General features: G+C 58.5%; 21 protein-coding genes. 15 read left to right on the forward strand and 6 right to left on the reverse strand.

Going from position 1 to position 23,221, the window contains the following annotated elements:
• The first annotated feature begins 1 nt into the window (after nucleotide 1).
• The 7 genes from LWH48_RS02305 to LWH48_RS02335 are packed head-to-tail and all read left to right on the forward strand — an operon-like array spanning nucleotide 2 to nucleotide 7,427.
• Nucleotides 2-400 (forward strand): TIGR03750 family conjugal transfer protein, encoded by a 399-nt coding sequence (locus LWH48_RS02305; protein ID WP_023098604.1) that lies wholly within the window; start codon nucleotides 2-4, stop codon nucleotides 398-400.
• A complete protein-coding gene (locus tag LWH48_RS02310; RefSeq protein WP_232911112.1) occupies nucleotides 397-1,083 on the forward strand; it encodes a PFL_4703 family integrating conjugative element protein in 687 nt (228 codons plus the stop codon). The genes LWH48_RS02305 and LWH48_RS02310 overlap by 4 nt, the downstream gene beginning before the upstream one ends.
• A complete protein-coding gene (locus tag LWH48_RS02315) occupies nucleotides 1,080-1,982 on the forward strand; it encodes a TIGR03749 family integrating conjugative element protein (RefSeq protein ID WP_023098602.1) in 903 nt (300 codons plus the stop codon). The genes LWH48_RS02310 and LWH48_RS02315 overlap by 4 nt, the downstream gene beginning before the upstream one ends.
• Nucleotides 1,972-3,393 (forward strand): TIGR03752 family integrating conjugative element protein, encoded by a 1,422-nt coding sequence (locus tag LWH48_RS02320; RefSeq protein WP_023098601.1) that lies wholly within the window; start codon nucleotides 1,972-1,974, stop codon nucleotides 3,391-3,393. Before LWH48_RS02315 ends, LWH48_RS02320 begins: the two co-directional genes overlap by 11 nt.
• The gene (locus tag LWH48_RS02325; RefSeq protein ID WP_023098600.1) at nucleotides 3,374-3,808 is read left to right on the forward strand and encodes a TIGR03751 family conjugal transfer lipoprotein; all 435 of its coding nucleotides are present in this window, start codon (nucleotides 3,374-3,376) and stop codon (nucleotides 3,806-3,808) included. Before LWH48_RS02320 ends, LWH48_RS02325 begins: the two co-directional genes overlap by 20 nt.
• A complete protein-coding gene (locus tag LWH48_RS02330; protein WP_023098599.1) occupies nucleotides 3,808-6,696 on the forward strand; it encodes a conjugative transfer ATPase in 2,889 nt (962 codons plus the stop codon). Before LWH48_RS02325 ends, LWH48_RS02330 begins: the two co-directional genes overlap by 1 nt.
• Nucleotides 6,693-7,427 (forward strand): DsbA family protein, encoded by a 735-nt coding sequence (locus LWH48_RS02335; RefSeq protein ID WP_023098598.1) that lies wholly within the window; start codon nucleotides 6,693-6,695, stop codon nucleotides 7,425-7,427. The genes LWH48_RS02330 and LWH48_RS02335 overlap by 4 nt, the downstream gene beginning before the upstream one ends.
• 98 nt (nucleotides 7,428-7,525) lie before the next feature.
• On the opposite strand, the gene LWH48_RS02340 is transcribed toward LWH48_RS02335, so the two are convergent.
• Nucleotides 7,526-8,527 carry a DUF4917 family protein gene (locus tag LWH48_RS02340; protein ID WP_023098597.1) on the reverse strand — a complete coding sequence of 334 codons (1,002 nt, stop codon included), beginning with the start codon at nucleotides 8,525-8,527 and terminating at the stop codon, nucleotides 7,526-7,528.
• 176 nt (nucleotides 8,528-8,703) lie between these two features.
• Between LWH48_RS02340 and LWH48_RS02345 the strand changes: the two genes are divergently transcribed.
• From LWH48_RS02345 to LWH48_RS02365, 5 genes are read left to right on the forward strand one after another with little or no spacing between them, the layout of a single operon-like run.
• Nucleotides 8,704-9,126: a TIGR03757 family integrating conjugative element protein gene (locus LWH48_RS02345; protein ID WP_023098596.1), complete on the forward strand. Its 423-nt coding sequence runs from the start codon at nucleotides 8,704-8,706 to the stop codon at nucleotides 9,124-9,126.
• Complete coding sequence (locus LWH48_RS02350; RefSeq protein WP_023098595.1) at nucleotides 9,123-10,064, forward strand: TIGR03756 family integrating conjugative element protein; 942 nt, start codon at nucleotides 9,123-9,125, stop codon at nucleotides 10,062-10,064. Before LWH48_RS02345 ends, LWH48_RS02350 begins: the two co-directional genes overlap by 4 nt.
• 10 nt (nucleotides 10,065-10,074) lie before the next feature.
• On the forward strand, nucleotides 10,075-11,469 hold the full coding sequence (locus tag LWH48_RS02355; RefSeq protein ID WP_023098594.1) for an integrating conjugative element protein: 1,395 nt from the start codon (nucleotides 10,075-10,077) through the stop codon (nucleotides 11,467-11,469).
• Nucleotides 11,466-11,813: a hypothetical protein gene (locus LWH48_RS02360; RefSeq protein WP_023098593.1), complete on the forward strand. Its 348-nt coding sequence runs from the start codon at nucleotides 11,466-11,468 to the stop codon at nucleotides 11,811-11,813. The genes LWH48_RS02355 and LWH48_RS02360 overlap by 4 nt, the downstream gene beginning before the upstream one ends.
• 15 nt (nucleotides 11,814-11,828) lie before the next feature.
• Nucleotides 11,829-13,352 (forward strand): conjugal transfer protein TraG N-terminal domain-containing protein, encoded by a 1,524-nt coding sequence (locus LWH48_RS02365; RefSeq protein ID WP_023098592.1) that lies wholly within the window; start codon nucleotides 11,829-11,831, stop codon nucleotides 13,350-13,352.
• A 14-nt stretch (nucleotides 13,353-13,366) separates the two neighbouring features.
• On the opposite strand, the gene LWH48_RS02370 is transcribed toward LWH48_RS02365, so the two are convergent.
• Complete coding sequence (locus tag LWH48_RS02370; RefSeq protein ID WP_031629833.1) at nucleotides 13,367-13,726, reverse strand: DUF3742 family protein; 360 nt, start codon at nucleotides 13,724-13,726, stop codon at nucleotides 13,367-13,369.
• A gap of 232 nt (nucleotides 13,727-13,958) precedes the next feature.
• On the opposite strand from LWH48_RS02370, the gene LWH48_RS02375 reads away from it, so the two are divergent.
• The 3 genes from LWH48_RS02375 to mobH all read left to right on the forward strand — a co-directional run bounded on the left by LWH48_RS02375 (nucleotide 13,959) and on the right by mobH (nucleotide 17,694).
• Entirely contained in the window at nucleotides 13,959-14,717 is a 759-nt protein-coding gene (locus LWH48_RS02375; RefSeq protein WP_023098591.1) for a type IV toxin-antitoxin system AbiEi family antitoxin domain-containing protein, read from the forward strand.
• On the forward strand, nucleotides 14,710-15,636 hold the full coding sequence (locus LWH48_RS02380) for a nucleotidyl transferase AbiEii/AbiGii toxin family protein (RefSeq protein WP_023098590.1): 927 nt from the start codon (nucleotides 14,710-14,712) through the stop codon (nucleotides 15,634-15,636). The genes LWH48_RS02375 and LWH48_RS02380 overlap by 8 nt, the downstream gene beginning before the upstream one ends.
• 234 nt (nucleotides 15,637-15,870) lie before the next feature.
• The gene (mobH, locus tag LWH48_RS02385) at nucleotides 15,871-17,694 is read left to right on the forward strand and encodes a MobH family relaxase (protein ID WP_023098589.1); all 1,824 of its coding nucleotides are present in this window, start codon (nucleotides 15,871-15,873) and stop codon (nucleotides 17,692-17,694) included.
• Between the two features lie 69 nt (nucleotides 17,695-17,763).
• Here mobH and LWH48_RS02390 read toward each other — a convergent pair whose 3' ends face one another.
• The 4 genes from LWH48_RS02390 to LWH48_RS02405 form a co-directional block, all read right to left on the reverse strand.
• Nucleotides 17,764-18,528, reverse strand: coding sequence for an SAM-dependent methyltransferase (locus LWH48_RS02390; RefSeq protein WP_023098588.1), 765 nt, complete (start codon nucleotides 18,526-18,528; stop codon nucleotides 17,764-17,766).
• Between the two features lie 15 nt (nucleotides 18,529-18,543).
• Nucleotides 18,544-19,308 carry an enoyl-ACP reductase FabI gene (gene fabI, locus LWH48_RS02395; protein WP_023098587.1) on the reverse strand — a complete coding sequence of 255 codons (765 nt, stop codon included), beginning with the start codon at nucleotides 19,306-19,308 and terminating at the stop codon, nucleotides 18,544-18,546.
• 173 nt (nucleotides 19,309-19,481) lie between these two features.
• A complete protein-coding gene (locus tag LWH48_RS02400; protein WP_023098586.1) occupies nucleotides 19,482-21,296 on the reverse strand; it encodes a PHA/PHB synthase family protein in 1,815 nt (604 codons plus the stop codon).
• A gap of 183 nt (nucleotides 21,297-21,479) precedes the next feature.
• Nucleotides 21,480-23,201 (reverse strand): acetate/propionate family kinase, encoded by a 1,722-nt coding sequence (locus LWH48_RS02405; protein ID WP_023098585.1) that lies wholly within the window; start codon nucleotides 23,199-23,201, stop codon nucleotides 21,480-21,482.
• Nucleotides 23,202-23,221: the final 20 nt, after the last annotated feature.

Consider the following 23,221-nt stretch of genomic DNA (forward strand, 5'->3'; position numbering starts at 1 on the left):
CATGTCCGAGCATCAGCATGTGCGGGAGGACGGCACGGTGTCCTTCCTGCCGCACCGGCTCAACCGTCATCCGGTGGTTGTGCGCGGCCTGACTGCAGACGAACTTTGGATCTGCTGCGGGCTGTCCGGAGCTGCCGGGCTGATGTTCGGTGCGCCACTGTCGTGGATGTTCTCGACCATCGCGCTAGCACCGACATTCGTCGTCGTAGGTGTGGTGCTCGGTGTGCTCGTTGGCGGCGGCATCTTGCGCCGCCAAAAGCGCGGCCGACCCGACACCTGGCTGTACCGCCATCTGCAATGGTGGCTGACGACGCATCACCCCATCGTCTCGGACAGGATCGGCGGGCGGGCGCTGATCACTCGCTCCGGCTTCTGGTCGGTACGAAGGGCGTCGCGATGAGCCGGTTCAAGAACGAGGTTGCGCACCTGCAGGCGCACATCAAGACCCTGCGCATGGGCGCCGTAGCGTTGTTGCTTCTTGCGCTGGTCATGGGCGGGGGGTGGTGGAACTCGCCGCGCGATCTCACCGTCCATGTGCCACCGGATCTGCGCTCGGGCAGCACGCGCAAGTGGTGGGAGGTTCCACCGGAATCGGTGTATGCCTTTACCTTCTACGTGTTCCAGCAGCTCAACCGCTGGCCGACCAACGGTGAGGATGACTACGCGCGAAACCTTCACGCACTTTCGCCTTACTTCACTCCCGCGTGCCGAGCTTTCCTGCAAGCCGATTACGACTATCGCCGCAACGCAGGTGAGCTGCGCCAACGCGTGCGCGGAATCTATGAGATTCCCGGTCGTGGCTACGGCGACAACCCCAACGCACGCGTGCGGGTCGTCTCGGACCGCGACTGGGTAGTGACCCTGGACATCAGCGCGGACGAGTACTACAGCTCCGAGCAAATCAAGCGTGCGCTCGTTCGCTATCCAATCAAGGTGGTTCGGGCGGATGTGGATCCCGCTCGGAATCCGTTCGGACTGGCACTCGATTGCTACGACGGCGCGCCGCAGCGCATTGCCGCACCCGAGACACCACCTCATCCTCCCGCCCGCGGTGGTCTGGGCGTCCAAGGAGAAACGCCATGAGAAAGCAAGTCCCCCTTTGGCTGAGTGCTGCCGTAGTGGTCGCGATCGCACCTCTGGTTCATGCGGTGGAGATTCTTCGCTGGGAACGGCTGCCGCTGGCGGTGCCTCTGGTCGTGGGCCAGGAGCGAATCGTGTTCATCGATCGCAATGTGCGCGTCGGTGTACCGGCCAATGTGGGTGAGCGTCTGCGTATCCAGAGCGCCGGAGGCGCGGTGTATCTGCGCGCTATCGAGCCCATCGAGCCAACGCGACTGCAACTGCAGGACGCCGATACGGGCACGCTAATCCTGCTGGACATCGCTGCCGAGCCCGCACGCGAAGGTGCTTCGCCGTTGGAGCCGGTGCGCATCGTGGATGGCACCAGCGCTGCAACGCGCTATGGCGAGCAAACAGCCGAAAGCGGCAATGCCGTGCCAGACAGGACCCAACCCGCGCAGAGCCTGCGTGAAACCCCGATTGCCGTGGTGCTCACACGCTATGCAGCCCAGAACCTCTACGCGCCGTTACGTACGGTCGAACCCGCTCCCGGCATCATGCGTGTCAACCTGAGACGCAATCTGGCGCTCGACACGTTGTTGCCCACTTTGCCGGTCAAATCCACCGCGCTTGCTTCCTGGCGCCTAGAGGACCACTGGGTTACGGCGGTCCGCGTCACCAACACCAGCAACGTCTGGGTCGATCTGGATCCGCGCACGTTGCAAGGCGACATCCTGACAGCGACCTTTCAGCACCCTGCACTGGGGCCGAAAGGCCGACCGGAAGACACCACGATGGTGTATCTAGTGACACGACGCCATGGCCTGCCACAGTCCCTGCTGCCAGCCATCCAACGCTTCAATCCAGCGGTGAATCTGCCCGAGCCAACCACATCGACGCAAGGAGACGTCCATGCGCAGTAACGGTCTGCTCAAGTGGTTAATGATTCCGGTGGCGCTGATCGTGCTGTTCTTTGGCATCCGGCTGTTTTCCAGTAACGGCGGCAAAGCCCCCGCCAGTGTCGACGCCAGTGCCCAGCTCACGCCTGAAGAAATGAAGGCACTGGGGATCGAAGGCGACACACCACGCGACACAGTCGCAACTCTGGTCGCCCAGGTAAAGCAACTTCGTACAGAACTGCAGACGGCCACCTCGGACAACAAGACGCAACGCGAAGAGAACCAGCGCCTGCGTCAGCGGGAATCGGCGATCGACCAGCGCATCGGCACCGCCCTAGAGTCCGAACGCGCTAGTCTTCGCCGCGACCAGAAGCAGATCGCCAGCGAGCGCCAGCAGGCCGAAGGTTTGCTGGAAGACCTACAACGCCGCCTTGAGAACATCGGTAACCGCAGCAATGGCCATTCCGATCTGCCAGTGGGGCTGGGCCTGGGTGAGGGCGATTCAGACGGCATGCGGAGCGCAACGAGCGGTATGCGCTGGGTGGAGCCCGACGACGCCAAACAAACCGATGGACGGGGCCGGAGCAGCGGCAGCACGCTCAGCTTCCCCACCAGTTTCGGCCCGGCCCAACGCACCCTGGAAGCCACCGCCGACTCGGTCGCCAATGCCGGCACCAAAGCCGCTGGGATCAGCAAGGCCAAGGCGGTCTACACCGTACCGACCAACTCGACGCTAATGGGCTCGGTGGCGATGACCGCACTGATTGGCCGCGTGCCCATCGATGGCACGGTGAACGATCCGTATCCGTTCAAGGTTCTGGTCGGGCCGGACAACCTGACCGCCAACGGCATAGATATCCCTGACGTGGCAGGCGCAGTTTTCAGCGGTACTGCAGCCGGCGATTGGACGCTCTCGTGTGTGCGTGGCCAAGTGCGCAGCATCACCTTCGTCTTCAACGACGGCACGATCCGCACCATTCCCGAAGACCGCGATGGAAACCAGCAAAACAACAACCAGCAAGACGGCCTAGGCTGGATCAGCGATCCGCACGGTATTCCCTGCGTCAGCGGCGACCGCCGCAGCAATGCCCAGCAGTACTTGGGCACCCAGGCATTGATCACGGCCGCAGGTGCCGGCGCGGCCTCGCTGATCAAGTCTGACAGCGGGCGGTCGTCCTATGTCGGCGCAGATGGTTCCATCGGAACTGTTGGCATCAGTGGCAAGGAAGCTGTCGGTCGGATCCTGGCTGGCGGCGTCCAAGAGATGTCGAGCTGGGTCAACAAGCTTTACGGGCAGGCATTCGCCGCAGTGTATGTGCCGCCGGGAGCCAAGGTGGCCGTCCACCTGGAGAAGCCACTCGCCATCGACTACGACCCAGAGGGCCGCAAAGTCAATCACCGTGCAGGAGAATCCCATGCGCTCGAACTGGACTAAGTCTCTTGTACTGGCACTCGCGGTGGGCGCACTCGCCGGCTGCGCCACCAACAAGGAAGAGCTGCTCACCCACGGTGGGCGGACCATGCAGGTCATCTGGCAGCAGGAGGCTGGCGACGGGGGCACCGGCCAGGCGGCCCGGCGCCAATTGCTCGATGCGCGTCAGACCCTGCGCCGACCGTTGCTCGAAGCGGACATCGCCGCCGCACCTGCCGAGCAGGCCCGCTATACCCGCACCGCGGCGAACGAGATCTACCGTCAGTTTCATCGGCTTCCCAACCCCGATCTAGTGATGTACGTATTCCCGCATCTCGCGGGAACGGATCCTGTGCCGGTGCCAGGCTATACCACGGTATTCCCGCTGTACCAGCGCATCCAATACGCCATGCCGGGCGAGCGTGTGGAGGACTATTGATGACCTGGACGCTGCCCTGGCGCCGCCGGACGGAACCCGGCGCTTCATCCTCTGAGCAAGCACAGCCAGATGGCTGGCAGCGCCATATCCATGCGCTGAGAGATGGAGGCGTACAGCCGCCTGGCGAGGCCGTTCAGGGTGTGCGTGCCGCAACTACGACTGATGAGCAGGCCCTCTACGACGTAGCGCCATCGTTCGTCTCTCTCCTGCCGTGGGTGGAATACCTGCCCGAGTCTGGCTGCATGCTGCTCGAAGACGGCCAATCGGTCGCTGCCTTCTTCGAGCTCACGCCCCTGGGTACTGAGGGCCGTGAGGCCGCCTGGCTAGCGCAGGCACGTGACGCACTGGAGAACGCGCTGCAAGACAGCTTTGACGAACTGGATGAGAATCCCTGGGTTGTCCAGCTCTACGCCCAGGACGAAGCAAGCTTCGCCCAATACCTGGATGCTCTGCGCCGCTACATCCAGCCACGGGCGCAGGACTCACGCTTCAGCGAGTTCTACCTTAAGTTCTTCGCTCACCACCTGAGCGCCGTCGCCAAACCTGGCGGCCTTTTCGAAGACACCGTGGTGACCCGCCTACGCTGGCGTGGCCAAAGTCGTCGCGTGCGCCTGGTGGTGTATCGGCGTGCGGTAGGTCCAAGCAGTCGGCGCGGCCAGACGCCCGAGCAAGCCATCAACACCGTATGCGATCGTTTGGCAGGAGGATTGAGCAACGCCGGCATCCAGGCTCGCCGGTTGAATGCGCCAGCGATCCATGCCTGGCTGCTGCGCTGGTTCAATCCCTATCCCACAATACTGGGTCCCGACTCGCAGGACCGTGAGCGCTTCTACCAGCTGGCGGCTTACCCGGAGACCCCCGAGGCTGACGAAATCGAGTTGGCCAGTGGCACGGACTTCAGTCAACGCCTGTTCTTCGGGCAGCCGCGCTCGGACGTGGACCAGGGGCTGTGGTACTTCGATGGTATGCCACATCGCGTCTTGGTCACTGACCGGCTGCGCACGCCGCCGGTCACCGGACACTTGACTGGGGAGACACGCAAGGGCGATGCGATCAACACACTGTTCGACCAGATGCCGGAAGACACCACGCTGTGCCTAACGCTGGTCGCTACACCACAGGACGTGCTTGAAGCCCACCTCAACCACCTCGCCAAGAAGGCCGTGGGCGAAACCTTGGCATCGGAACAGACACTCAAAGATGTCCACGAGGCCCGCTCGCTGATCGGGAGTTCCCACAAGCTCTACCGCGGCACGCTGGCGTTCTACCTGCGCGGCCGTGACGAAGCCGAGTTGGATCAGCGCGGGCTGCAGCTCGCCAATGTCATGCTCAACGCCGGCCTGCAACCGGTGCGCGAGGAAGACGAGGTGGCACCGCTCAACAGCTACCTGCGTTGGTTGCCGTGTCTGTACAACCCTAGCGCGGACCGCAGACAGTGGTACACCCAACTGATGTTCGCCCAGCATGCTGCAAACCTGTCGCCTGTCTGGGGACGCAGCCAAGGCACGGGCCACCCCGGCATCACGTTCTTCAACCGTGGCGGCGGTGTGATTACCTTCGACCCCTTCAACCGCCTGGACCGGCAGATGAACGCCCATCTGTTCCTGTTCGGCCCGACCGGTTCGGGCAAGTCAGCAACTCTGAACAACATCCTGAACCAGGTCGCAGCGATCTACCGCCCACGCATGTTCATCGTCGAAGCAGGTAACTCCTTTGGCCTATTCGGCGACTTCGCCAAGCGGCTGGGTCTTACTGTCAACCGGGTCAAGCTCTCTCCGGGCTCCGGAGTCAGTCTGGCACCGTTTGCGGATGCACGTCGCTTGATCGAGACGCCCAGCGCCGTGCAAACCCTCGACGCCGACGCCCTTGATGAAGAGCAGCCTGGGCCGACCACGAATGAGGCCGACGAGCAACGTGACGTGCTTGGCGAACTGGAAATCACCGCGCGTTTGATGATCACTGGCGGGGAAGACAAGGAAGAGGCACGCATGACTCGCGCCGACCGGTCGCTGATCCGCCAGTGCATCCTCGAGGCCGCGCAGCGCTGTGTCGCGGACAACCGGACCGTATTAACTCGCGATGTGCGCGACGCGCTGCGCGAACGCGGCCGCGACACAACACTGCCCGAGACCCGGCGTTCTCGACTGCTCGAAATGGCCGATGCCATGGACATGTTCTGCCAGGGCACAGACGGCGAGATGTTCGACAGGCCGGGAACTCCATGGCCAGAGGCCGACGTCACTGTGGTGGACCTGGCCACCTACGCCCGCGAGGGCTACAACGCCCAGTTGTCCATCGCCTACATCTCGCTGATCAGCACGGTCAACAACATCGCCGAGCGTGACCAGTTCCTCGGGCGGCCCATCGTCAATGTGACCGACGAGGGCCACATCATCACGAAGAACCCATTGCTTTCGCCCTACGTAGTCAAGATCACCAAGATGTGGCGCAAGCTGGGGGCTTGGTTCTGGCTCGCCACACAGAATGTGGATGATTTACCCAAGTCCGCCGAGCCCATGCTCAACATGATCGAGTGGTGGATCTGCCTGTCGATGCCACCGGATGAGGTCGAGAAGATCGCGCGTTTTCGCGAACTGAAACCCGCACAGAAGGCACTGATGCTCTCGGCCCGCAAGGAAGCGGGCAAGTTCAGCGAGGGCGTCATTCTTTCCAAGTCGATGGAGGTGCTGTTTCGTGCAGTGCCGCCCAGCCTGTATTTGGCATTGGCCCAAACGGAGCCTGAAGAGAAGGCCGAGCGCTTCCAACTCATGCAGCAGCACGGCATCGGTGAACTCGAAGCCGCCTTCAAGATCGCCGAGAAGATCGATCGCGCGCGCGGTATCAACCCGCTGCCATACGACGACGTGTTCGCCGGAGAAGCGGGATGACTCTCACATCGCATCCCGTTGCCAAGAAATTCCGGCGCGCTTGGTGGCTTGCTGCAGCCTGCGTAGTCTTTGCTGCGTCGGCATGGGGATTCCTCGCATCGTTCCAGCCTGAAAATCCTGTCGCCGTTGAGCAGGCCGCTGTCGAGAAAGCGCCAGGTCCGCCGTGGCGCTACGGCCCCGTCTCGGCGCGCTTCACGATCATTGTCTACGCCGATTTGGAGTGCCCGTTCTGCCAGTCCTACACTCCGGTACTACGAGCCTGGATCGACGGACATCCCGACGTCAACCTGCAGTGGCATCACCTTCCGCTCACGACGCATGAGCCGGCTGCCAGCGAGCAAGCACGTTGGGTTGAGTGCGTGGGAGAGACGTTCGGACATGCACGTTTCTGGGAGGCTATCGCCTGGGTGTATCAACACACGCGTGGCGGCGGCCAGGGATTGCCGCCTGGCACGGCCTATCCCAATGATGCAGCGGTGCAAGCCTGCCTGAACAGCGAGCGACCTGGGCAGTCGGTGCGCCAACAGGCAGATCAGGCGCGCAAAGATGGACTCAATGCCACCCCGACCATTCGACTAGTCGACCGCAGTATTGATCGGTCGATGACGCTCAGCGGGCCGATCGTGGGTGATGCCCTGCTGTCTGCCCTGGACTATCTGGCCTCTGACCAACCTGATAAAGCGCAGGAAACCCAGATGCCTTCAGAGGCCGTCGACACAGACGCGAAGTAGCCTTGCTGCCCACAGTCCGAGGCCACCTTCTTCCCGAGCAGGCCCGGAAATGCCGGCATGCATGGTGCTGCCAGATATGACGGCTGTCGCACTTGACACTACGCACCCTGGTGATTCCAGCAGCCGGCGCTTTGACTGTCGAAAAACTCTACTGGCACCGCACCCAAGGCTCCTTGGATGATCGCCATCACCCGATTGCAGTAGATCTGGTCTGCGCCGTACACAGAAACCGCAACGCGGCGGATGCCGGTGCCTCGCATCCGCTGTAGCAGGTGTATGTCCTGCTCGCCCAACCCCCATCCATAGATGACGAGCGTCTCGCGCTCAGAACCCAGCACCTCCCGATAGACCGTGGAGAGGTAGTAGCTGTTCTGGATCGAACTCACCTTTTGCTGCCAGGTCCCCTCGCTCACGAACAGCGGCACAACCTCTTCGCTGCGCCACCGCGTCAAGATGGCCTCCAGCAGTCCCGCATCGGCGTTGTAGATCTTGCGCTCCTGCTCGACGCGATTGCGGCACAGCACCAGGCTGCCATGCGGATAAAACACCAGCGTGGTCGATCGCTGGCGCCGAATCGGCGTTCTCAGCCTGCGCCAATCATCCTGGAACACCCCGCCCGCACCGAAGCAATCTTTGATGGCGTGCTCGTCGTCATGGTCATAGCCATACATCAAGGCCCAATAGACGATGAGGTCGTAATTCAACGACGCAACCGTATCGAAGTGCTTTATGAATCGGTAAATCGCCGGCAAATGCCCGCTGACCTGGTCGAACTCGGGATGGATGTCCTGGACACTCTGGATGAGGCAGTCCCGAACCCTAAGGTATGCCTCATGCGTTCGTTGGTCCGGGATCAGCAGTGATCGATTGACATTCGATGCCTGCCACACGATGCGCAGGATCAGCTCGAAGTCCGTCGTCCCGAAGAATGCGAACAACCGCTCGACGTCCGGGGCGATCAGCTCGTTCGTTCGGGCATGTTCCAACAACGAGCCATAGGAAAAACTCGGGCTCACCGCAATGCTGGCGCCATTTCCCAATATGGCGGTGCCTCGGTAGTTCGGGGCAATGGCCTCCCACGGCTGAATCACATAGGGCATCGGTTCCTCTCTCCAATCTTTGTCTCCCGTCACCTTACCGCAGTCCTGACCGAGGAATGGACGATCCGGCCGCACCAGCGCGGGAAATGAGGGTTCGGGGCAGTACGCATTGTTCGTGGCACTAGTCGGCGCTTTGCGTTGGACTACAGGGGTTTCTAACTGCCAGGCCGCATACCATGCGAAATCTCTACCTTCTGCTGCGACAAGCTCTACTCGGTATGACAATGTCAGTCGCCGGCGCGGCCAGCGCCCAGGAGGTCTGGATCGTCACCGATTCGAGCCATCGCGTGACCGGAAAAGCCACTGTCCACCGCCTCATTGAGCTGGACACCCCGCAGCGCTTCGAGGCTGAGTTGGCTGCGCAGTTGCCGAGCGATCCGCAGCGTGCCGCCGCGATGGTCCAACAGCGTCTGCAGCAAGGCGGCCAGCTCCTGCAAAAGCGCATGCTGGATGCCTACCAAGGCGTGGCCGACGCCTGGAGCCTCGGAATCACCACACTCCCGGCCGTCGTTGTGGACCAGCGTTACGTGGTCTACGGCGAATCTGATCTCGACAAAGCCTTGGCGCGCGTCGCACAGCATCGCAAGGACACACCATGAGGCCCCGTGTCCCCCGCCGACTGCGAATCTCTGCCGCTGTTGCGCTGCTTTGTGGCGCCACATCGAGCTTCGCGCTCAACACCGCGAGCATCGTGTCCTCTACGCTCTCGCCCGACTGCCTGGAGTACCGGGTGGTCGGCATCTGCTACTGGCTCCATTGCACTTGGACAGGATGCACAGTGCGCACCTCGATCAAGGTGCGGCACTACATTCCCGACGCCGTGGTTTCCAGCTATTCCAACACGGGCGAGAACCCCTGGACTGAAGTTCGTGCAATGAGCACGCCCAACCCGACTGCACAGGCGGGCGGGGATGGCACGACCAACCACGACAACGAGAACAACCTTGCGAAGTTCAAGAACGCCGATGTCATCGGCCATCCAGGAGGTCAAGTGTTCGGCCAGTTCGCGAGCTCGTCGGGCTACGCGTGCGAGGGGGCAGGCACGGCATTCATGCCCTACCTGCTCAGCACGCTGGACACCATCGCTTGGCGGTACAACGTGCCGGAGGCTGTGTACCCCGAAGCGCTGATTCCGGGCATGCGCGAGATTGGTGCCCGCACCAGCCTGAATCTGTGGGGAGCGGTCTATCCCCGGGGCGGCTTCCTGCACCAGGCCGACGACCACAAGTCCGGCGCTGTGGTCGCACAGCGCGCCGGCGATGTCGTCACCCGCCGCGGCCAACTGCACGTCTATCAACCCCTCCTCGCCAACAGCCGCGATGGCTACTGGCCGGCCGGGGCACTGATGGAAAGCGACGCCTCGACCGGCAAGTGGCAGGAACTGACACCGCGCCTGTCCTCGTCCTGCGCGGTGTTCCCGAACCACGGTCCGCTCACCCAAGCCCAGCAAGGTGACTACGCCTGGGCGCTGTGGCGCCCCTACAGCTGCTGCCAGCGGCGGGGCCAGGTCTTTCTTGGCAGCGTCGACTTCAACTGAGGCCATTACCATGAACTGCCAAGACAACTTCCACCCGTTCCGCCGTCTGTCCGTGCGCAGGCAGTCCTCGCTGCTCGCCAGTGCGCTGGTACTGGCGACCGGACTGGTCTGGGCTCAATCCGGCTTTCAGAACAGCGGCAGCGTGATAGGTGACGAGGTCATGTATTCGATTGGGGGTGGCAACGCTGTCTCGATGAGCGGTGCCGCTGGCATGCGCTCAATCGGCGTGGGTATGGGTTGGAACAGCAACCTGATTTGCGGTGACATGAGCATTAGCACGACGATCCAGAACCAGCTCAACGGGCTCACGAACGGCTTCCAGAACATCATGAGCAACGTGATCCAGAGCGCGACTAGCGCGGTCGCCTCGCTGCCGGCCCTGATCATCCAGCGTGCTGATCCGGGCTTGTACAACCTCTTGACCAACGGCGTCCTGCAAGCGCGTCTGGACTTCGACCGTTCCAAACTGACCTGTCGTGCGATGGCGGAACGGATGGCGGACGCGGCTGGCGGACAGCTCGGTTGGAACCAGATCGCCGAAGGCATGGCCCTGCGCCAAGCGGTGGCTAGCACAGACGCGGTTTCAGCCATCGAGCAGGCGGAGAGCAGCCGCGGCAACGATGGTGTGCCTTGGGTGGGCGGCAACAATGCTGGTGGCTCCGGCCAACCGTCCATCAAGGTAGTCGGCGACGTGACTCGTGCAGGCTACAACCTCGTCAATGGCCGTGGCGTGGCCGATACCTCGTCGATCTCCGCTGCCAACTGCAACAGCCTGGCCTGCGCGACCTGGCCTACGCCTCAGGCTGCGGCAGATTGGGCAACACGGGTCCTGGGCGAAAAAGAGCAACGCACCTGCGAGAGTTGCACCAAGACCCAGACCATACCGGGCGTCGGGTTGACGCCATTGATCCAGGAAGAGTACGAGACGAAGCTGGAAGTGCTACAGGAACTCATCAGCCGCACTCGCAACACCACTGTGGAAAACCTGCGCGCCGCCGGCAGCATGTCGCTGCCGATCACCCGTGGGGTGGTCGAGGCCCTGCGCGACGAACCGGACCAGGACATCCTCGCACGCCGCCTTGCATCCGAGGTGGCGCTTGCGTCAGTGCTGGAAAAAGCATTGTTGCTGCAGCGCACCTTGCTCACGGGTAAGAAGGAGCCCAACGTCGCAGCCAATCAGCTGGCGACCGAGGCGGTGAACCACGAGAGCGACACGCTAGATCGAGAGATCCTCAACCTCAAAACCGAACTCGATCTGCGCCGCGAATTGGCCAACAACTCACCGATGACCATCATCCAACGCCATGGCACTCGGGCATCCGGTTCGCGCGGTGTCTTCGAGGGTGACCCAACGCCCGACCGGCTCAACCGTCTGCAGCGGCGGGCACCCGGTGCTACCCCATGAGCACCCGGTGGCTGCGCATGAGGTGGCTGTTCAACCGGCGCAACGCGAAGGCACTGGCATGGGCCATCGTCCTGCTGGGCCTGGCGGTGGCTGCCAATGTGACCGGCATTTACCTGGTTGGCAGTGTGGCGGGCTGGGAACGCTGGATGTCTGCATCAGCTGGCTACTTCCTGGCCTGGCGGATCTGCCTTTACGCCGCCACCGTCTATGGCTGGTTATGGATGCGTCGGCGGCTGCTCACGCGCGAGGCATCTTCCGACGCGCGTCACCGTCTGGTTCGCGTGGAGGTGGCAGGCGTGATTGCCATCGTTGCCCTGGAAGCCAGCCTGCTACTGCAGACGTAACGAGGGATTCGGAACATGACACTCTTCACCACCGACTACCTCGAGTATTACCTGACCTTGGTAGGCTGGATCGTGCACAACGGGATCTGGTCCGTCCTGGTCTCCAGCGGCGTGTTCGCCATTCCCTTTGTGGCCATCATCATCCAAGAATGGCTGAAGGCCCGGGCCGAGGGCGCAGACGAGGGCAATAAGGGTGTGCTGTCGTCCATGCGTATTGAGAACCGCGTCTGGGTGGCAATCGTCGTGGTGATGTTTGCCGGCATCCCCTTCATCGACGTCGATCTCAATATGGTCCGACTGGACGACTCGCGCTCCCAGCAATGCCAGGTCAGTGTGCCCCAGCCTTCAGAAACGGGCTGGAGCCAGTCCTTTACCGCCCTCAATAACCAGAGCGCGAAGGTGCCCGTCTGGTGGGCCTTCATCCATACGCTTTCGCGCGCGGTCACTGGCGCTTCGGTGGCCGCCATCCCGTGCGGCACGGATCTTCGGCAGATGAGGATGGAGATCGACGCCACGCGCATTGACGATCCGGTGCTGGCCCAAGAGGTGGCGGACTTTACCCACGACTGCTACGGGCCAGCACGGGCCAAGCTCTTCATGAGTCGCCCGAGCCTAGACGAGTCCCAGATGCACGATGTCACCTGGATCGGCTCCAACTACTTCGTCAACACCGGCGGCTATTACGACACTTACCGTGCCAGCACACCTCAGGATAGTTGGGCCTATGACAGCAACCGCGATGCGGGTCTGACACAGGTGCCCAGCGGTGCTGGCTACCCGACGTGCCGCCAGTGGTGGAGCGATGGCGGCAATGGCCTGCGTGCCCGGTTGCTTGCCGAAGTTGATCCAACCCTCATGAATCGGTTGGCCGGCTGGGCGGGTTTCCTGAGCCGCGCCCAAGTAGATGACTCGGTGATCCGTGCGATCGCCTCGCCGCGCCAGCAGAAGCTTAATCAGGGAGCGGTCTACTCCGACTACGGCGGTCAGATCGACAAGACGCTGCCGAACATCGTCACCCGCGCGGCCGGCGACGTGGGTCTGGCGGTGGGCTCGCTGGGTTTCTTCCCCGCTATGGACGTGGTACGGCAGGCGCTGCCGATGGTGCTCTCACTGCTGAAGATGGCCCTGGTCATCTGCATCCCGCTGGTGCTCGTGGTCGGCACCTACGATCTGAAGACGGTGGTGACGATCAGCGTGGTGCAGTTCTCTCTGTTCTTCGTGGACTTCTGGCTCCAGCTCGCCCGATGGATCGACAGCACCATCCTAGACGCGCTGTACGGATGGGGGTGGGGCTGGAACCGACCGCACTCGAACTTCGATCCGGTGATGGGCTTGAACAACGCCTTCGGCGACATGCTGTTGAATTTCGTCATGGCGTCGATGTTCATCGTGCTACCCACTTTTTGGGTAATGGCCTTGGGCTGGGCTGGCATTCGCACCGGAAACGTTCTTCAGGGGCTTGCCGGCGGAACAGGAGATGCCAAAGCTGCGGGCGGCAAAGGTGCCGGAGCGGCCATGGGCGCAGTCACCAAGAAGTAACCCTTGCCTGACGTTTAGTCGTCATCCGAAACGTGAGGATCGATTCGAAACCCGTCATATGTGTAGAGACCGAAACCGGCAGGGCCGTTTCTCCACTCCGCCTCGGGCCTCGACGCAGCCTCCGAATTACGCGCTACCCATGCTGCGGCGATGGCGAAGAGCAGGATGACCGCAAGCCCAGTCGCGACATACAGCATGACACCCGCGGCAACCAACTTCACCGCCCACAGCAACGCCAAAGCGAGACCTTTGGGCACGCCTTTGCCCAACAGCCAAGACGATAGTTGCCGTTCGATGCGCGCGCCCGCACGCCAGGCGCAGCCGAGCCAATGGCCTAAGCGTTCGGGGAAGCTGCGATGTGTCTTTGCGTTCATGGCGGTCACCTGTCGTGCGCTATATGTTTGCTCCAGTTTGCCCTGCACGCCGTTGCGCGCAGAGCATCAATGCGATTTTGGCACCGCGCGGTTCAGGTGCCCAAGGCAATAGGGATCATCAAGATGACATCCATGATTAGATTTATACGTCAAATTCAACCAAGAGGCTACTTTTTCTGCATTTCTGCGTTTCGACCTGGAGTCTGATTGGATTTTTACGTATATTTAACTCATGAGTGGATTTTCTAGACATCAAGTAATCAAGCATCTGCAAGCGGACCTTCCCAGGGGGGCACCGTTCGATCTGCAGCTGCTCGAAACCTTCGGCGTTTCGCCCCAGCTTGCCGCCCGCTACGTAGAAAGCGGATGGCTGGTGCGCCTTGGCCACGGGACATACGCGTTTCCCAACGACAACTTTGACGTCACCGGCGCGCTGCGCTTCCTCCAACAGCGCGTCGCAGGCCTGCACGTAGGCGGCAAAAGTGCTTTGGCTATGCAAGGGGTGCGGCACAACCTGAGCACACGCGAAGTCTTAGTGCTGTGGGGAGAGGCGCGCTTCAGCCTGCCGGCTTGGTTCAGTGCACGCTTTCCTGCCAGGTATGTCAACGCGCGGCTGTTTGACTGGCCTGACACAGGCGTGGCCAACAAGACTCTGCACACGCCTCCGGGCCAGCCGAAGGAACTGCAAGTGGCGGTGCCCGAACGCGCCGTACTCGAGATGCTGTACGAAGCGGGAACCCGACAGAGTCTGGAAGAGGTTCGCAACCTTTTCGACGGTTTGCGCTCGCCCCGTAAGGAAATACTGGGCCAGCTCCTGTCTTGTTGCACCAGTGTCAAAACCGTACGCCTGTTCCTGACTTGGGCTCGCGAGACCGGCGTGGTTGATGTCGATGCACTGGTACAGCAATACCCGCTACGCACCGGCAGCAGCAAGCGTTGGATGAGCCGCATGGACGACGGCACCCTACTGAGCCTCAAGCCTCATGGATAAGCAATACGCGGACACCGTCCGCCTACTACTTAACATCACCCCCGACGTGTTCGCCAACGACATCTTCGCGATGAAGGGCGGAACGGCCATCAACCTGTTCGTTCAGGACATGCCACGCCTGTCGGTCGACATCGATGTCGTCTATCTTCCCTGGCAAGTTCCTCGGGATGAGGCGCTAATGGCCATCAATGAAGAGCTAGCCGCGATCGCCCAACGCGTCGAGCCACTGGGCATCCAAGCCCGTTTGATTCGCAGCAAGGAGCTGGGTGACACCAAGCTGATTGCCGAGGACGAGACCAGCCAGGTGAAAGTGGAGGTCAACGTTGTGTTCCGAGGCACCGTCCTACCTGTTGCCCAACGCCCCTTGGGCACCAAAACCAGTGACCGGTTCGGTGTGGAGTTCAGCGTGCCCACGTTGGACGTGGCCGAACTCTACGCCGGCAAACTGGTTGCAGCTCTCGATCGTCAGCACCCGCGAGATCTATTTGACGTCTGGCGCCTATTCGAGACGGGAGGTATCACCGACGAGATGGTTGAATGCTTCGTTGTCTACCTTGCGGGCCACAACCGTCCGATCCATGAAGTGCTGTTCGGCAACGACAAAGACATCGCCAATGAGTTTGAGCGCGCGTTCGTCGGTATGACAGAACTTGATTGTCCGCTCGAGCAACTAATACGCACTCGAGCTAGGTTGAGACATGAGTTGCCTAAACGCTTGAGTAGCAAGCACGAGAGTTTTCTGCGTGGGCTGGCGCGTGCGCAACCTGACTGGGCTCTGCTGCAGTGCCAGCATGCGGAGCAACTCCCCGCGCTGCGCTGGAAATTATCAAATTTGTTGAAATTCATGGATAGCAGGCCAGGCGATCTACTGCTTCAAGCCGACATGCTTGATGCTGCATTTAAGAGTGTTCGGAAGTAGCGGCCCCAGGCCTCACATCATTGCTTTATGGCAATTATGCGACCCGCAAAGCAAGCGCCTTAGATGCCGACAAAAGGGGAAACGGCATTGCGTATAGAGCCTTGCCTTGTCTTGACACCTTGACGGATCCTGTCAGCAAACGGGTTCGAAGGGTGAATGGAAGGGATGCCAAGGGGAATGGGCCTACCCGAAAAAGGAAAAGGCCCGTTGCAGCCCACTCCCTTGAGGTCCGCGATGTTTAACCTGTTCCAGAGAAAGCCACCAGCAGTACCCCGCACCGAAGTGGTAGAGACGGCCGATACGGTCAACGGATTCACGAATCCAAAGGGAGCCGCGGTACTGCTCGCCACGCCACGCCGCCAGAAGCTACTTGAGCACATCTGGCAACGTACTTCACTGCCGCGGGAAAAATTCGCCTCGCTCTATCAGGCCCCTTTGAACCGCTACGCCGAACTAGTCCAGCAGTTTCCTGCATCTGAAAGTCATCATCATGCCTACCACGGAGGCATGCTCGATCATGGTCTTGAGATCGTTGCATATGCCCTGAAGCTTCGGCAGTCGTATCTACTGCCCACCGGTTCAACACCAGAAGACCAAGCTGAGCAGGCTGAGGCCTGGACTGCGGCGACAGCCTATGCATCCCTATTGCACGACATAGGTAAGCTTGCAGTGGATATAAGCGTCGAGCAGTCAGATGGCGCCACGTGGCATCCCTGGCATGGACCCTTGCAGTTACCGTATCGATTTCGGTACCGCGAGAATCGTGAGTACCACTTGCATAGCGCTGCGACAGGACTGTTATACAACCAGCTTCTCAATCGAGAAATTCTCGATTGGCTCAGTGGGTATCCGACGCTGTGGTCGGCGTTGCTGTATGTTCTGGCCGGGCAGTATGAGCATGCTGGTGTTCTAGGTGAGCTAGTCGTACAAGCAGACCGCGCATCAGTGGCACAAGAACTTGGCGGCGACCCTGCACGAGCAATAACAGCACCGAAACATGCTCTTCAGCGCAAGCTGTTGGATGGATTGCGTTACCTAGTCAAGCACGAACTAAAGCTGAACCAGTCGGAGGCTTCTGACGGCTGGATAACTCAAAATGCCTTGTGGCTCGTGAGCAAGACCGTTTCTGACAAGCTCCGCGCACATTTGCTATCTCAAGGTATGGACGGCATTCCGTCAAATAACACTGCCATCTTCAACGTACTTCAAGAGCATGGCTTATTGGTTCCCACAAAAGATGATCGGGCAATCTGGCGTGCGGCAGTCAATAACAATGCTGGATGGTCGCATAGCTTTACTTTGCTGCAGCTTTCGCCAGCATTGTTTTGGCAAGCTAACGAACGCCCCCTATCATTCTCAGGAACGGTGACTGCTCTCGATGATCAGGAGGGCATCGAAGCAGAGATTCCTTTGCCGTCCACAATGACAGCATTACCGATCCATTCCGACGCTACCGCACACGGGACGACAACCGATGATGGAGAGGCTGTATCAATTGATGGACAGAACTCTCCCGACACACAAGTGGTGGATGATCTGTTGTCACTTTTCTCCTCCCAAGAAGAAGGAACTGCGAAATATTCGTCACCACCTCCAAAACAGTCTCTCTCACACGATAAACGGCCAGTATCATCTAAAGAGATACCATTCCAACAGTCTCCTACCCCCGCCACTCTGCCTTCAGGAAAGCACTTTATTTCCTGGCTAAAGGAAGGCCTTCAGTCGCACAAAATTCTTATAAATGATGCGAAGGCCCTTGTGCACACCGTCGCTGAGACCGCATACCTCGTTAGTCCGGGTGTGTTTCAACGATATGCACAGGAACATCCTGTGATTTCATCAATGGCAAAAGCAGAAAAACAGCAGGATTGGCAATGGATTCAAAAACAATTTGAGAAGCTTCAAATCCACCGCAAACAACAAAGCGGATTGAACATTTGGACATGTGAGGTGGTTGGCCCACGGAGGTCACGGAAACTGCATGGCTATCTACTGGAGGACCCCGCGCAAGTATTTGACGAATGCCCCCCGAATAATCCGTATCTTCAGGTGGTGTGACCGATGTACTTTCGTCGCTGCGAACCGCCCATTTTGAAATCTGTCGCTGAAGAACCCCAAACAGGTAACTTAATTATTTTCGAACGCACGCTGTGACATCAAGGCAAATACCCCCCAGCCCAAATACTCGCGGGTGTATGTGGTATGACGCTCCGGCTCTGAGGTCAACTTGGAGCGGACCACCTCAGTCAGTTCATCCTCAGGATTCGCTTCAAGCCAACGGCGCATAGTGATCCATTTGGCAGCTTCGTAACGATCCCAACCATCTTGATTGGCCAGAACCATTTCAACTACGTCATAGCCAATCTGGCCGAACGAGGCGATAAGTCTTGGAAGCACAAGAAAGTCGGAGATCGAGTTAGCAAGACATCCCTTGGCCACGTCCTCTGTCGGTGGCAACTGCCGCCAATACGGCTCGCCGATCAGAATGACTCCTCCAGTCCTCAGGCTTTGCGCGAGAAGCTCGATAGTGCCGGCGACTCCTCCACCTATCCAAGTAGCCCCTACGCAAGCAGCGACGTCAAACTTATCCTCAGAGGCGTAGCCAGCTGCATCGTCATGGATGAATTCAACCTGTTGAGCCACGCCTAGGTCGTGCGCCCGCAGCTTTGCTTGCTCAGTGAACAACGGACTCATGTCAATGCCAGTACCGACGATGCCGTGATCACGGGCCCAAGTGCACAGCATCTCACCGGACCCACTACCTAAATCGAGCACTCGCGTCCCAGGTTCAAGACGCAACGCCAAACCCAACGTTTCGAACTTGTCGGAGGTGAACGGATTATGAATCCGGTGCGCGCTCTCCATAATGCTGAATATTCGAGGGATGTCCATTATTCTTCCCAATGTTCAAGTAACGATGGAATAACCGCCGTCAATATAGTGCACTCCGCCTGTTAGATTCCCTGCCTCAGGTGAGGCCAGAAACGCGGCCATCTCCCCGACATCCTCAATTGTGGCCAAGCGATGCGTTGGTGCTTGCCTGATGACATTCTTCATCAGCTCATGAAAATCATCTATGCCGGATGCGGCCCTTGTTGCTATGGGTCCTGGCGAAAGGGCGTGCACACGAATACCTTTTTCACCAAGCTCCGCAGCTGCGTAACGCATGGCGCATTCAAGTGCAGCCTTTACTGGCCCCATCATGTTGTAGGTTTGTACTACCCGATTCGCACCAAGAAAAGAAACAGTGAGACAAGTTCCACCGTTGGTCATCCGTGACTCTGCCATGTGGAGCATGCGTAAAAAAGAATGAACGGACACGTCCATTGCTTTCGAGAAACCGATTGCAGAGCTGTCTATTAATCGACCATTCAAATCATCTTTTGGTGCAAAGGCAATAGAATGCACCAAAGTGTCAAGCCTCCCCCATCGCTTATCAATTTCAGAAAACACCGCTTCCAATTGATCGGGGTTGGTGACATCCAGCGGCAGCATTATCTCCGCGCCCAATTGCTCAGCAAGAGGCCGAACATATACCTCCGCCTTTGCATTTAGCCAGGTAACTGCCACCTTGGCTCCGCAACGGTGCAGAGCCTTTGCACAGCCCCACGCAATAGAATCCTGATTGGCAATGCCTACCACGAGAGCGTACTGCCCCTTTAATGAATTCATGCTCTGTAGTCCCTTCGAAAATATCAACGGAATAGTCGAATAAGATCGTTTTCATGACAGCTTTCTAACGTGCAGAAAGCACCCAAAAAACACCCCGGTATCAGAAAATCGGCCAGCCTCAGTTTTATCTTGAGAAAGCTCAGACGCTTGAAGTGCGGCGAGCAACTGAGGACCTACTTTTGTGGAGACTCCGAGCGAGCACTGACGTCATTGACTCCATCGCCCTTTGGGTGCCCCACGTCTGAAGCCCGCTCCATGACATAACTTCCAGGTGCGTCCCCGCAGGGACGATAGCCTTTACCTACAGCCCCAATTCTTGGGGGCTTGACGGGAGTTCCACCCTGGCTGTTAAGCCAATCCACCCAAGCGGGCCACCACGAGCCCGTGCGGCTTTGCGCAATCTGACGCCACTCGTCTGGACCTTGGTACGGAGTACGTGCGGGGCGCCTATGTATCAAATACTCGCGACGTGGACGCCCAGGCTCACTGACAATACCGGCATTGTGCCCGCCGTTAGTGAGCACAAAAGTGATCTCTGCCTGGGAAAACAGGTGCAACCTATAAACGGACTGCCACGGAGCAACGTGGTCAGATGTCGTGCCCACACAGAATGTAGGTAGGTTGATGTCTCCTAGCGAAACAGGGCGCCCATCCACAAGGTACCGTCCTCCGCTCAGATCATTGTTGAGATACAAGCGCCGAAGATACTCAGAATGCATACGAGCAGGCATGTTGGTGGTGTCGGCATTCCAAGCCATCAAATCGCTCATTGGCCGCCGATCTCCCAGCATGTATTCATTGACTACGCGCGACCACACAAGATCGTAGGAGCGCAGCATTTGAAATGCGCCACTCATTTGACGGGAATCAAGATAGCCTGCGACAGCCATGTGAGCTTCTAGAAGCGCCAACTGCCCCTCGCTTATGAAGAGCCCCAATTCACCAGGTTCACTGAAGTCGGTCTGAGCCGCTAAAAGCGTGAGTGAAGCCAGACGTGTGTCCCCATCCCGCGACATGGCCGCAGCTGCAATAGATAGAAGCGTTCCCCCCAGACAGTACCCTGCGGCATGAACCTGGCGCTTCGGGACTATGGCATTGATCGCCGAAAGAGCAGCTTGGATACCGAGCACTTGGTAATCCTCCATGCTCAGTTCTCTATCTTCTGATGACGGATTTCGCCAAGAGATGCAGAAAACCGTGAATCCCTGCTCAACTAGGTACTTGATAAGTGAGTTATGCGGCGACAGATCCAAAATGTAGTACTTCATGATCCATGCTGGAACGATCAAAAGCGGTTCTGAGTTGACCTTTTCAGTAGTGGGCTCGTACTGTATTAATTCAATCAGGCGATTCCTAAGAACCACTTTGCCAGGCGAAACAGCCACATCTCGGCCGACTTGAAAGTTCTCCGCTCCAGGCGGGAGATTTCCAGAAACGCTGCGATTAAAATCGTCCATTAGATTGGAGAATCCACGCAACAGGTTCGCACCATTTTCAGCGCGTGTTCTTTCCTGGACAACTGGATTTAACAAACCAACATTGAATGGTGAAATGGCATCCAACCATTGTTTCGTTGCAAACTCGACAATGCGTTGTGACTTTGGATCAACACCCCATATTCCCTGGGTTGCCTCTGCCCACCAGCTCGACTGAAGCTGAAACGCTTCGCGGAATAGACTGTAGGGAAATTCATCCCAAGCGGGATCAGTTAAACGTTGGTTTGGAGTGATGGGCAGCTGAGGCAATGGATCGCCTTGAGCTACGTTAATGCAAGACTGCATGATTAAATTGGACAGATGCCGGGCATGGTCATCCCCCAACTTAATCAAATCGTTCAGCTTGGCCGGACTTGATGCGAGATGTAGAGACCAGTCCAGCCAGGCAAGAACTCCTGATTCAGGTGAAAAATGTGACCAAGCTTTCGCCCACGCCGCATGGAACTCGCCGTCGTCTTTTTTCGAATGCGCATCTTTGTCGTGTTGAGTCATGGGATATCTCCGCGCGCTTATACAAGGCTGCTGGCAAATACATACCTAGAGCGCGCCAGTGTTAAATTGGCGACGCACCTAATATCAGTCTTTTTATCTAAAATATCCGGGCTGGCCCACTGAGTTTCGAGCGATTTGAATTGGGTAGGCCCAGAAATTCCTCAGAGACTTCAGTGGAGTTCTTTATTGCTCTCGCAGTGCCGGTGGATTTGCTGTCGCCGGATGGGACTGTCGAACCAGCAGTACTGGAACAGGTGCAAGGCGCGCTACTTGCTCTGCATCACTGCCTATGAGGACACGATCAAGCCCTCTACGACCATGCGTACCAATGACCACGACATCACAACGAGTGGTCTCGACCTGCTCCACTATCAAATCAGAAACGCGCTCTCCCTTGCTGACGATCAGCGCTGTCTCGACAGCGATCCCATCCTGCCGCAAGCGGGTTGCAGCTTGATCAAGCATTGCCTGACCTCTGGACAAGAACCCTGGAAATACTTCGTCGATGTAGACTTTTGGCGGTTCATATCCGCTGCTGAGTCTCAGTTCCTCGATCACATGCAAAAGAACAACCATGGCACCATTCGTTTTTGCTAGGTCGGCGGCATGCTCCATCGCGTGATGGGAAGTTTCACTGCTATCTAGGGGAACCAGGATTCGAGAGTACATAGCTTTTTTCCATGAGTCAGGACGATGAAAAGGCAAACGCAACAGGCGGCGAACATGGCGTGCGGCCACCCATTCTTCATTGGTTGGTTCGACGCCTACGACGACTCGGCTATCTGCGCATGAGATCACTCGCGAATTTATGGCGTTCGCTTGTACATCAATCTTCACCCCAAGATATTCAAGATCACGGCAGACGCGATCACGAATAAAGTCGTTGTGCTCACCAACTCCAGCAGTAAAGATCAAGAGATCAAGTCCACCTAGAACGGCAACTAGAGCGCCTATCTCTCGAACAATCCGCCGTACATAGAGATCTAGCGCCAGGCGAGCGCGTTCACCGGCCTCGCCGGGGTCAGACTCATGCTTACGAATTATTCGTGGCTCTGCCGAAACGCCGGAAATACCTAGCAAGCCGGATCTGCGAAACAGGACATCATTGACTTGGTCAAGTGAGAGTTTGTCTGCACTCATCAAGTAAAGAACAGCACCTGGATCGACAGCGCCCGTACGCGTCCCCATCATCAGCCCATCAAGGGCAGAGAATCCCATTGTGGTCGCAACGCTCTCCAGATTCAGCATTGCACATAGGCTGGCACCATTTCCAAGGTGCGCGACAATCGTGCGCCCCCGTGCTGTCTGAGGATACTGTTCGGCCAAAGTGGTCGACATGAACTCGTACGACAAACCATGAAAGCCATAGCGGCGAACACCCCGTTGCCAAGCCTCATACGGGAGCGGCAGCACCTGTTCGAGCTTTGGTATGGAATGATGGAACCCCGTGTCGAAGCACGCTATTTGCGGAATCTCAGGGTGCTGACGTAATAGATGTTCTATGGCTTGAACTGTGACTGGCTGATGCAGGGGCGCTAATGGAATGAAACTTTTCAAATCAGCCAACACATCAGCGTCAATGCGCACCGGCGAAAAGTACTTGCTTCCACCATGGACCACTCTATGCGCAATGCCGCATAATTCTCGTCCGTTCAGTCGATGGAAGACCTGCTCAAGGATATGTTCCAACGCATCTCGAAACGGGTGCTCAGCGTTGAGATTGATGCGATACGGTGCCGTCCCTGTCTCACCAAAGTCCGGACGTTCCTCTCCTATACCTTGCACCTTTCCATTCCACAGCGGTTTACGAGGGATAACGGGAAGCGATGCATCGAACACGGCAAATTTAATGCTCGATGATCCGCAGTTGAGGACAAGAATTAAAGCGTCTGCAATTTGATTCATAGAAAATTAAGCCTTTCAAA

The sequence above is a fragment of the Halomonas sp. G15 genome (assembly GCF_021282295.1).
GTDB classification, from domain to species: Bacteria; Pseudomonadota; Gammaproteobacteria; order Pseudomonadales; family Halomonadaceae; genus Halomonas; species Halomonas alimentaria.

What these genes read in the sequence shown, in the direction of transcription:
- LWH48_RS02305 (WP_023098604.1), top strand. Translation starts at nt 2, where the DNA reads ATGTCCGAGCATCAGCATGTGCGGGAGGACGGCACGGTGTCCTTCCTG.
- LWH48_RS02310 (WP_232911112.1), top strand. Translation starts at nt 397, where the DNA reads ATGAGCCGGTTCAAGAACGAGGTTGCGCACCTGCAGGCGCACATCAAG.
- LWH48_RS02315 (WP_023098602.1), top strand. Translation starts at nt 1,080, where the DNA reads ATGAGAAAGCAAGTCCCCCTTTGGCTGAGTGCTGCCGTAGTGGTCGCG.
- LWH48_RS02320 (WP_023098601.1), top strand. Translation starts at nt 1,972, where the DNA reads ATGCGCAGTAACGGTCTGCTCAAGTGGTTAATGATTCCGGTGGCGCTG.
- LWH48_RS02325 (WP_023098600.1), top strand. Translation starts at nt 3,374, where the DNA reads ATGCGCTCGAACTGGACTAAGTCTCTTGTACTGGCACTCGCGGTGGGC.
- LWH48_RS02330 (WP_023098599.1), top strand. Translation starts at nt 3,808, where the DNA reads ATGACCTGGACGCTGCCCTGGCGCCGCCGGACGGAACCCGGCGCTTCA.
- LWH48_RS02335 (WP_023098598.1), top strand. Translation starts at nt 6,693, where the DNA reads ATGACTCTCACATCGCATCCCGTTGCCAAGAAATTCCGGCGCGCTTGG.
- LWH48_RS02340 (WP_023098597.1), bottom strand. Translation starts at nt 8,527, where the DNA reads ATGCCCTATGTGATTCAGCCGTGGGAGGCCATTGCCCCGAACTACCGA.
- LWH48_RS02345 (WP_023098596.1), top strand. Translation starts at nt 8,704, where the DNA reads ATGCGAAATCTCTACCTTCTGCTGCGACAAGCTCTACTCGGTATGACA.
- LWH48_RS02350 (WP_023098595.1), top strand. Translation starts at nt 9,123, where the DNA reads ATGAGGCCCCGTGTCCCCCGCCGACTGCGAATCTCTGCCGCTGTTGCG.
- LWH48_RS02355 (WP_023098594.1), top strand. Translation starts at nt 10,075, where the DNA reads ATGAACTGCCAAGACAACTTCCACCCGTTCCGCCGTCTGTCCGTGCGC.
- LWH48_RS02360 (WP_023098593.1), top strand. Translation starts at nt 11,466, where the DNA reads ATGAGCACCCGGTGGCTGCGCATGAGGTGGCTGTTCAACCGGCGCAAC.
- LWH48_RS02365 (WP_023098592.1), top strand. Translation starts at nt 11,829, where the DNA reads ATGACACTCTTCACCACCGACTACCTCGAGTATTACCTGACCTTGGTA.
- LWH48_RS02370 (WP_031629833.1), bottom strand. Translation starts at nt 13,726, where the DNA reads ATGAACGCAAAGACACATCGCAGCTTCCCCGAACGCTTAGGCCATTGG.
- LWH48_RS02375 (WP_023098591.1), top strand. Translation starts at nt 13,959, where the DNA reads ATGAGTGGATTTTCTAGACATCAAGTAATCAAGCATCTGCAAGCGGAC.
- LWH48_RS02380 (WP_023098590.1), top strand. Translation starts at nt 14,710, where the DNA reads ATGGATAAGCAATACGCGGACACCGTCCGCCTACTACTTAACATCACC.
- mobH (WP_023098589.1), top strand. Translation starts at nt 15,871, where the DNA reads ATGTTTAACCTGTTCCAGAGAAAGCCACCAGCAGTACCCCGCACCGAA.
- LWH48_RS02390 (WP_023098588.1), bottom strand. Translation starts at nt 18,528, where the DNA reads ATGGACATCCCTCGAATATTCAGCATTATGGAGAGCGCGCACCGGATT.
- fabI (WP_023098587.1), bottom strand. Translation starts at nt 19,308, where the DNA reads ATGAATTCATTAAAGGGGCAGTACGCTCTCGTGGTAGGCATTGCCAAT.
- LWH48_RS02400 (WP_023098586.1), bottom strand. Translation starts at nt 21,296, where the DNA reads ATGACTCAACACGACAAAGATGCGCATTCGAAAAAAGACGACGGCGAG.
- LWH48_RS02405 (WP_023098585.1), bottom strand. Translation starts at nt 23,201, where the DNA reads ATGAATCAAATTGCAGACGCTTTAATTCTTGTCCTCAACTGCGGATCA.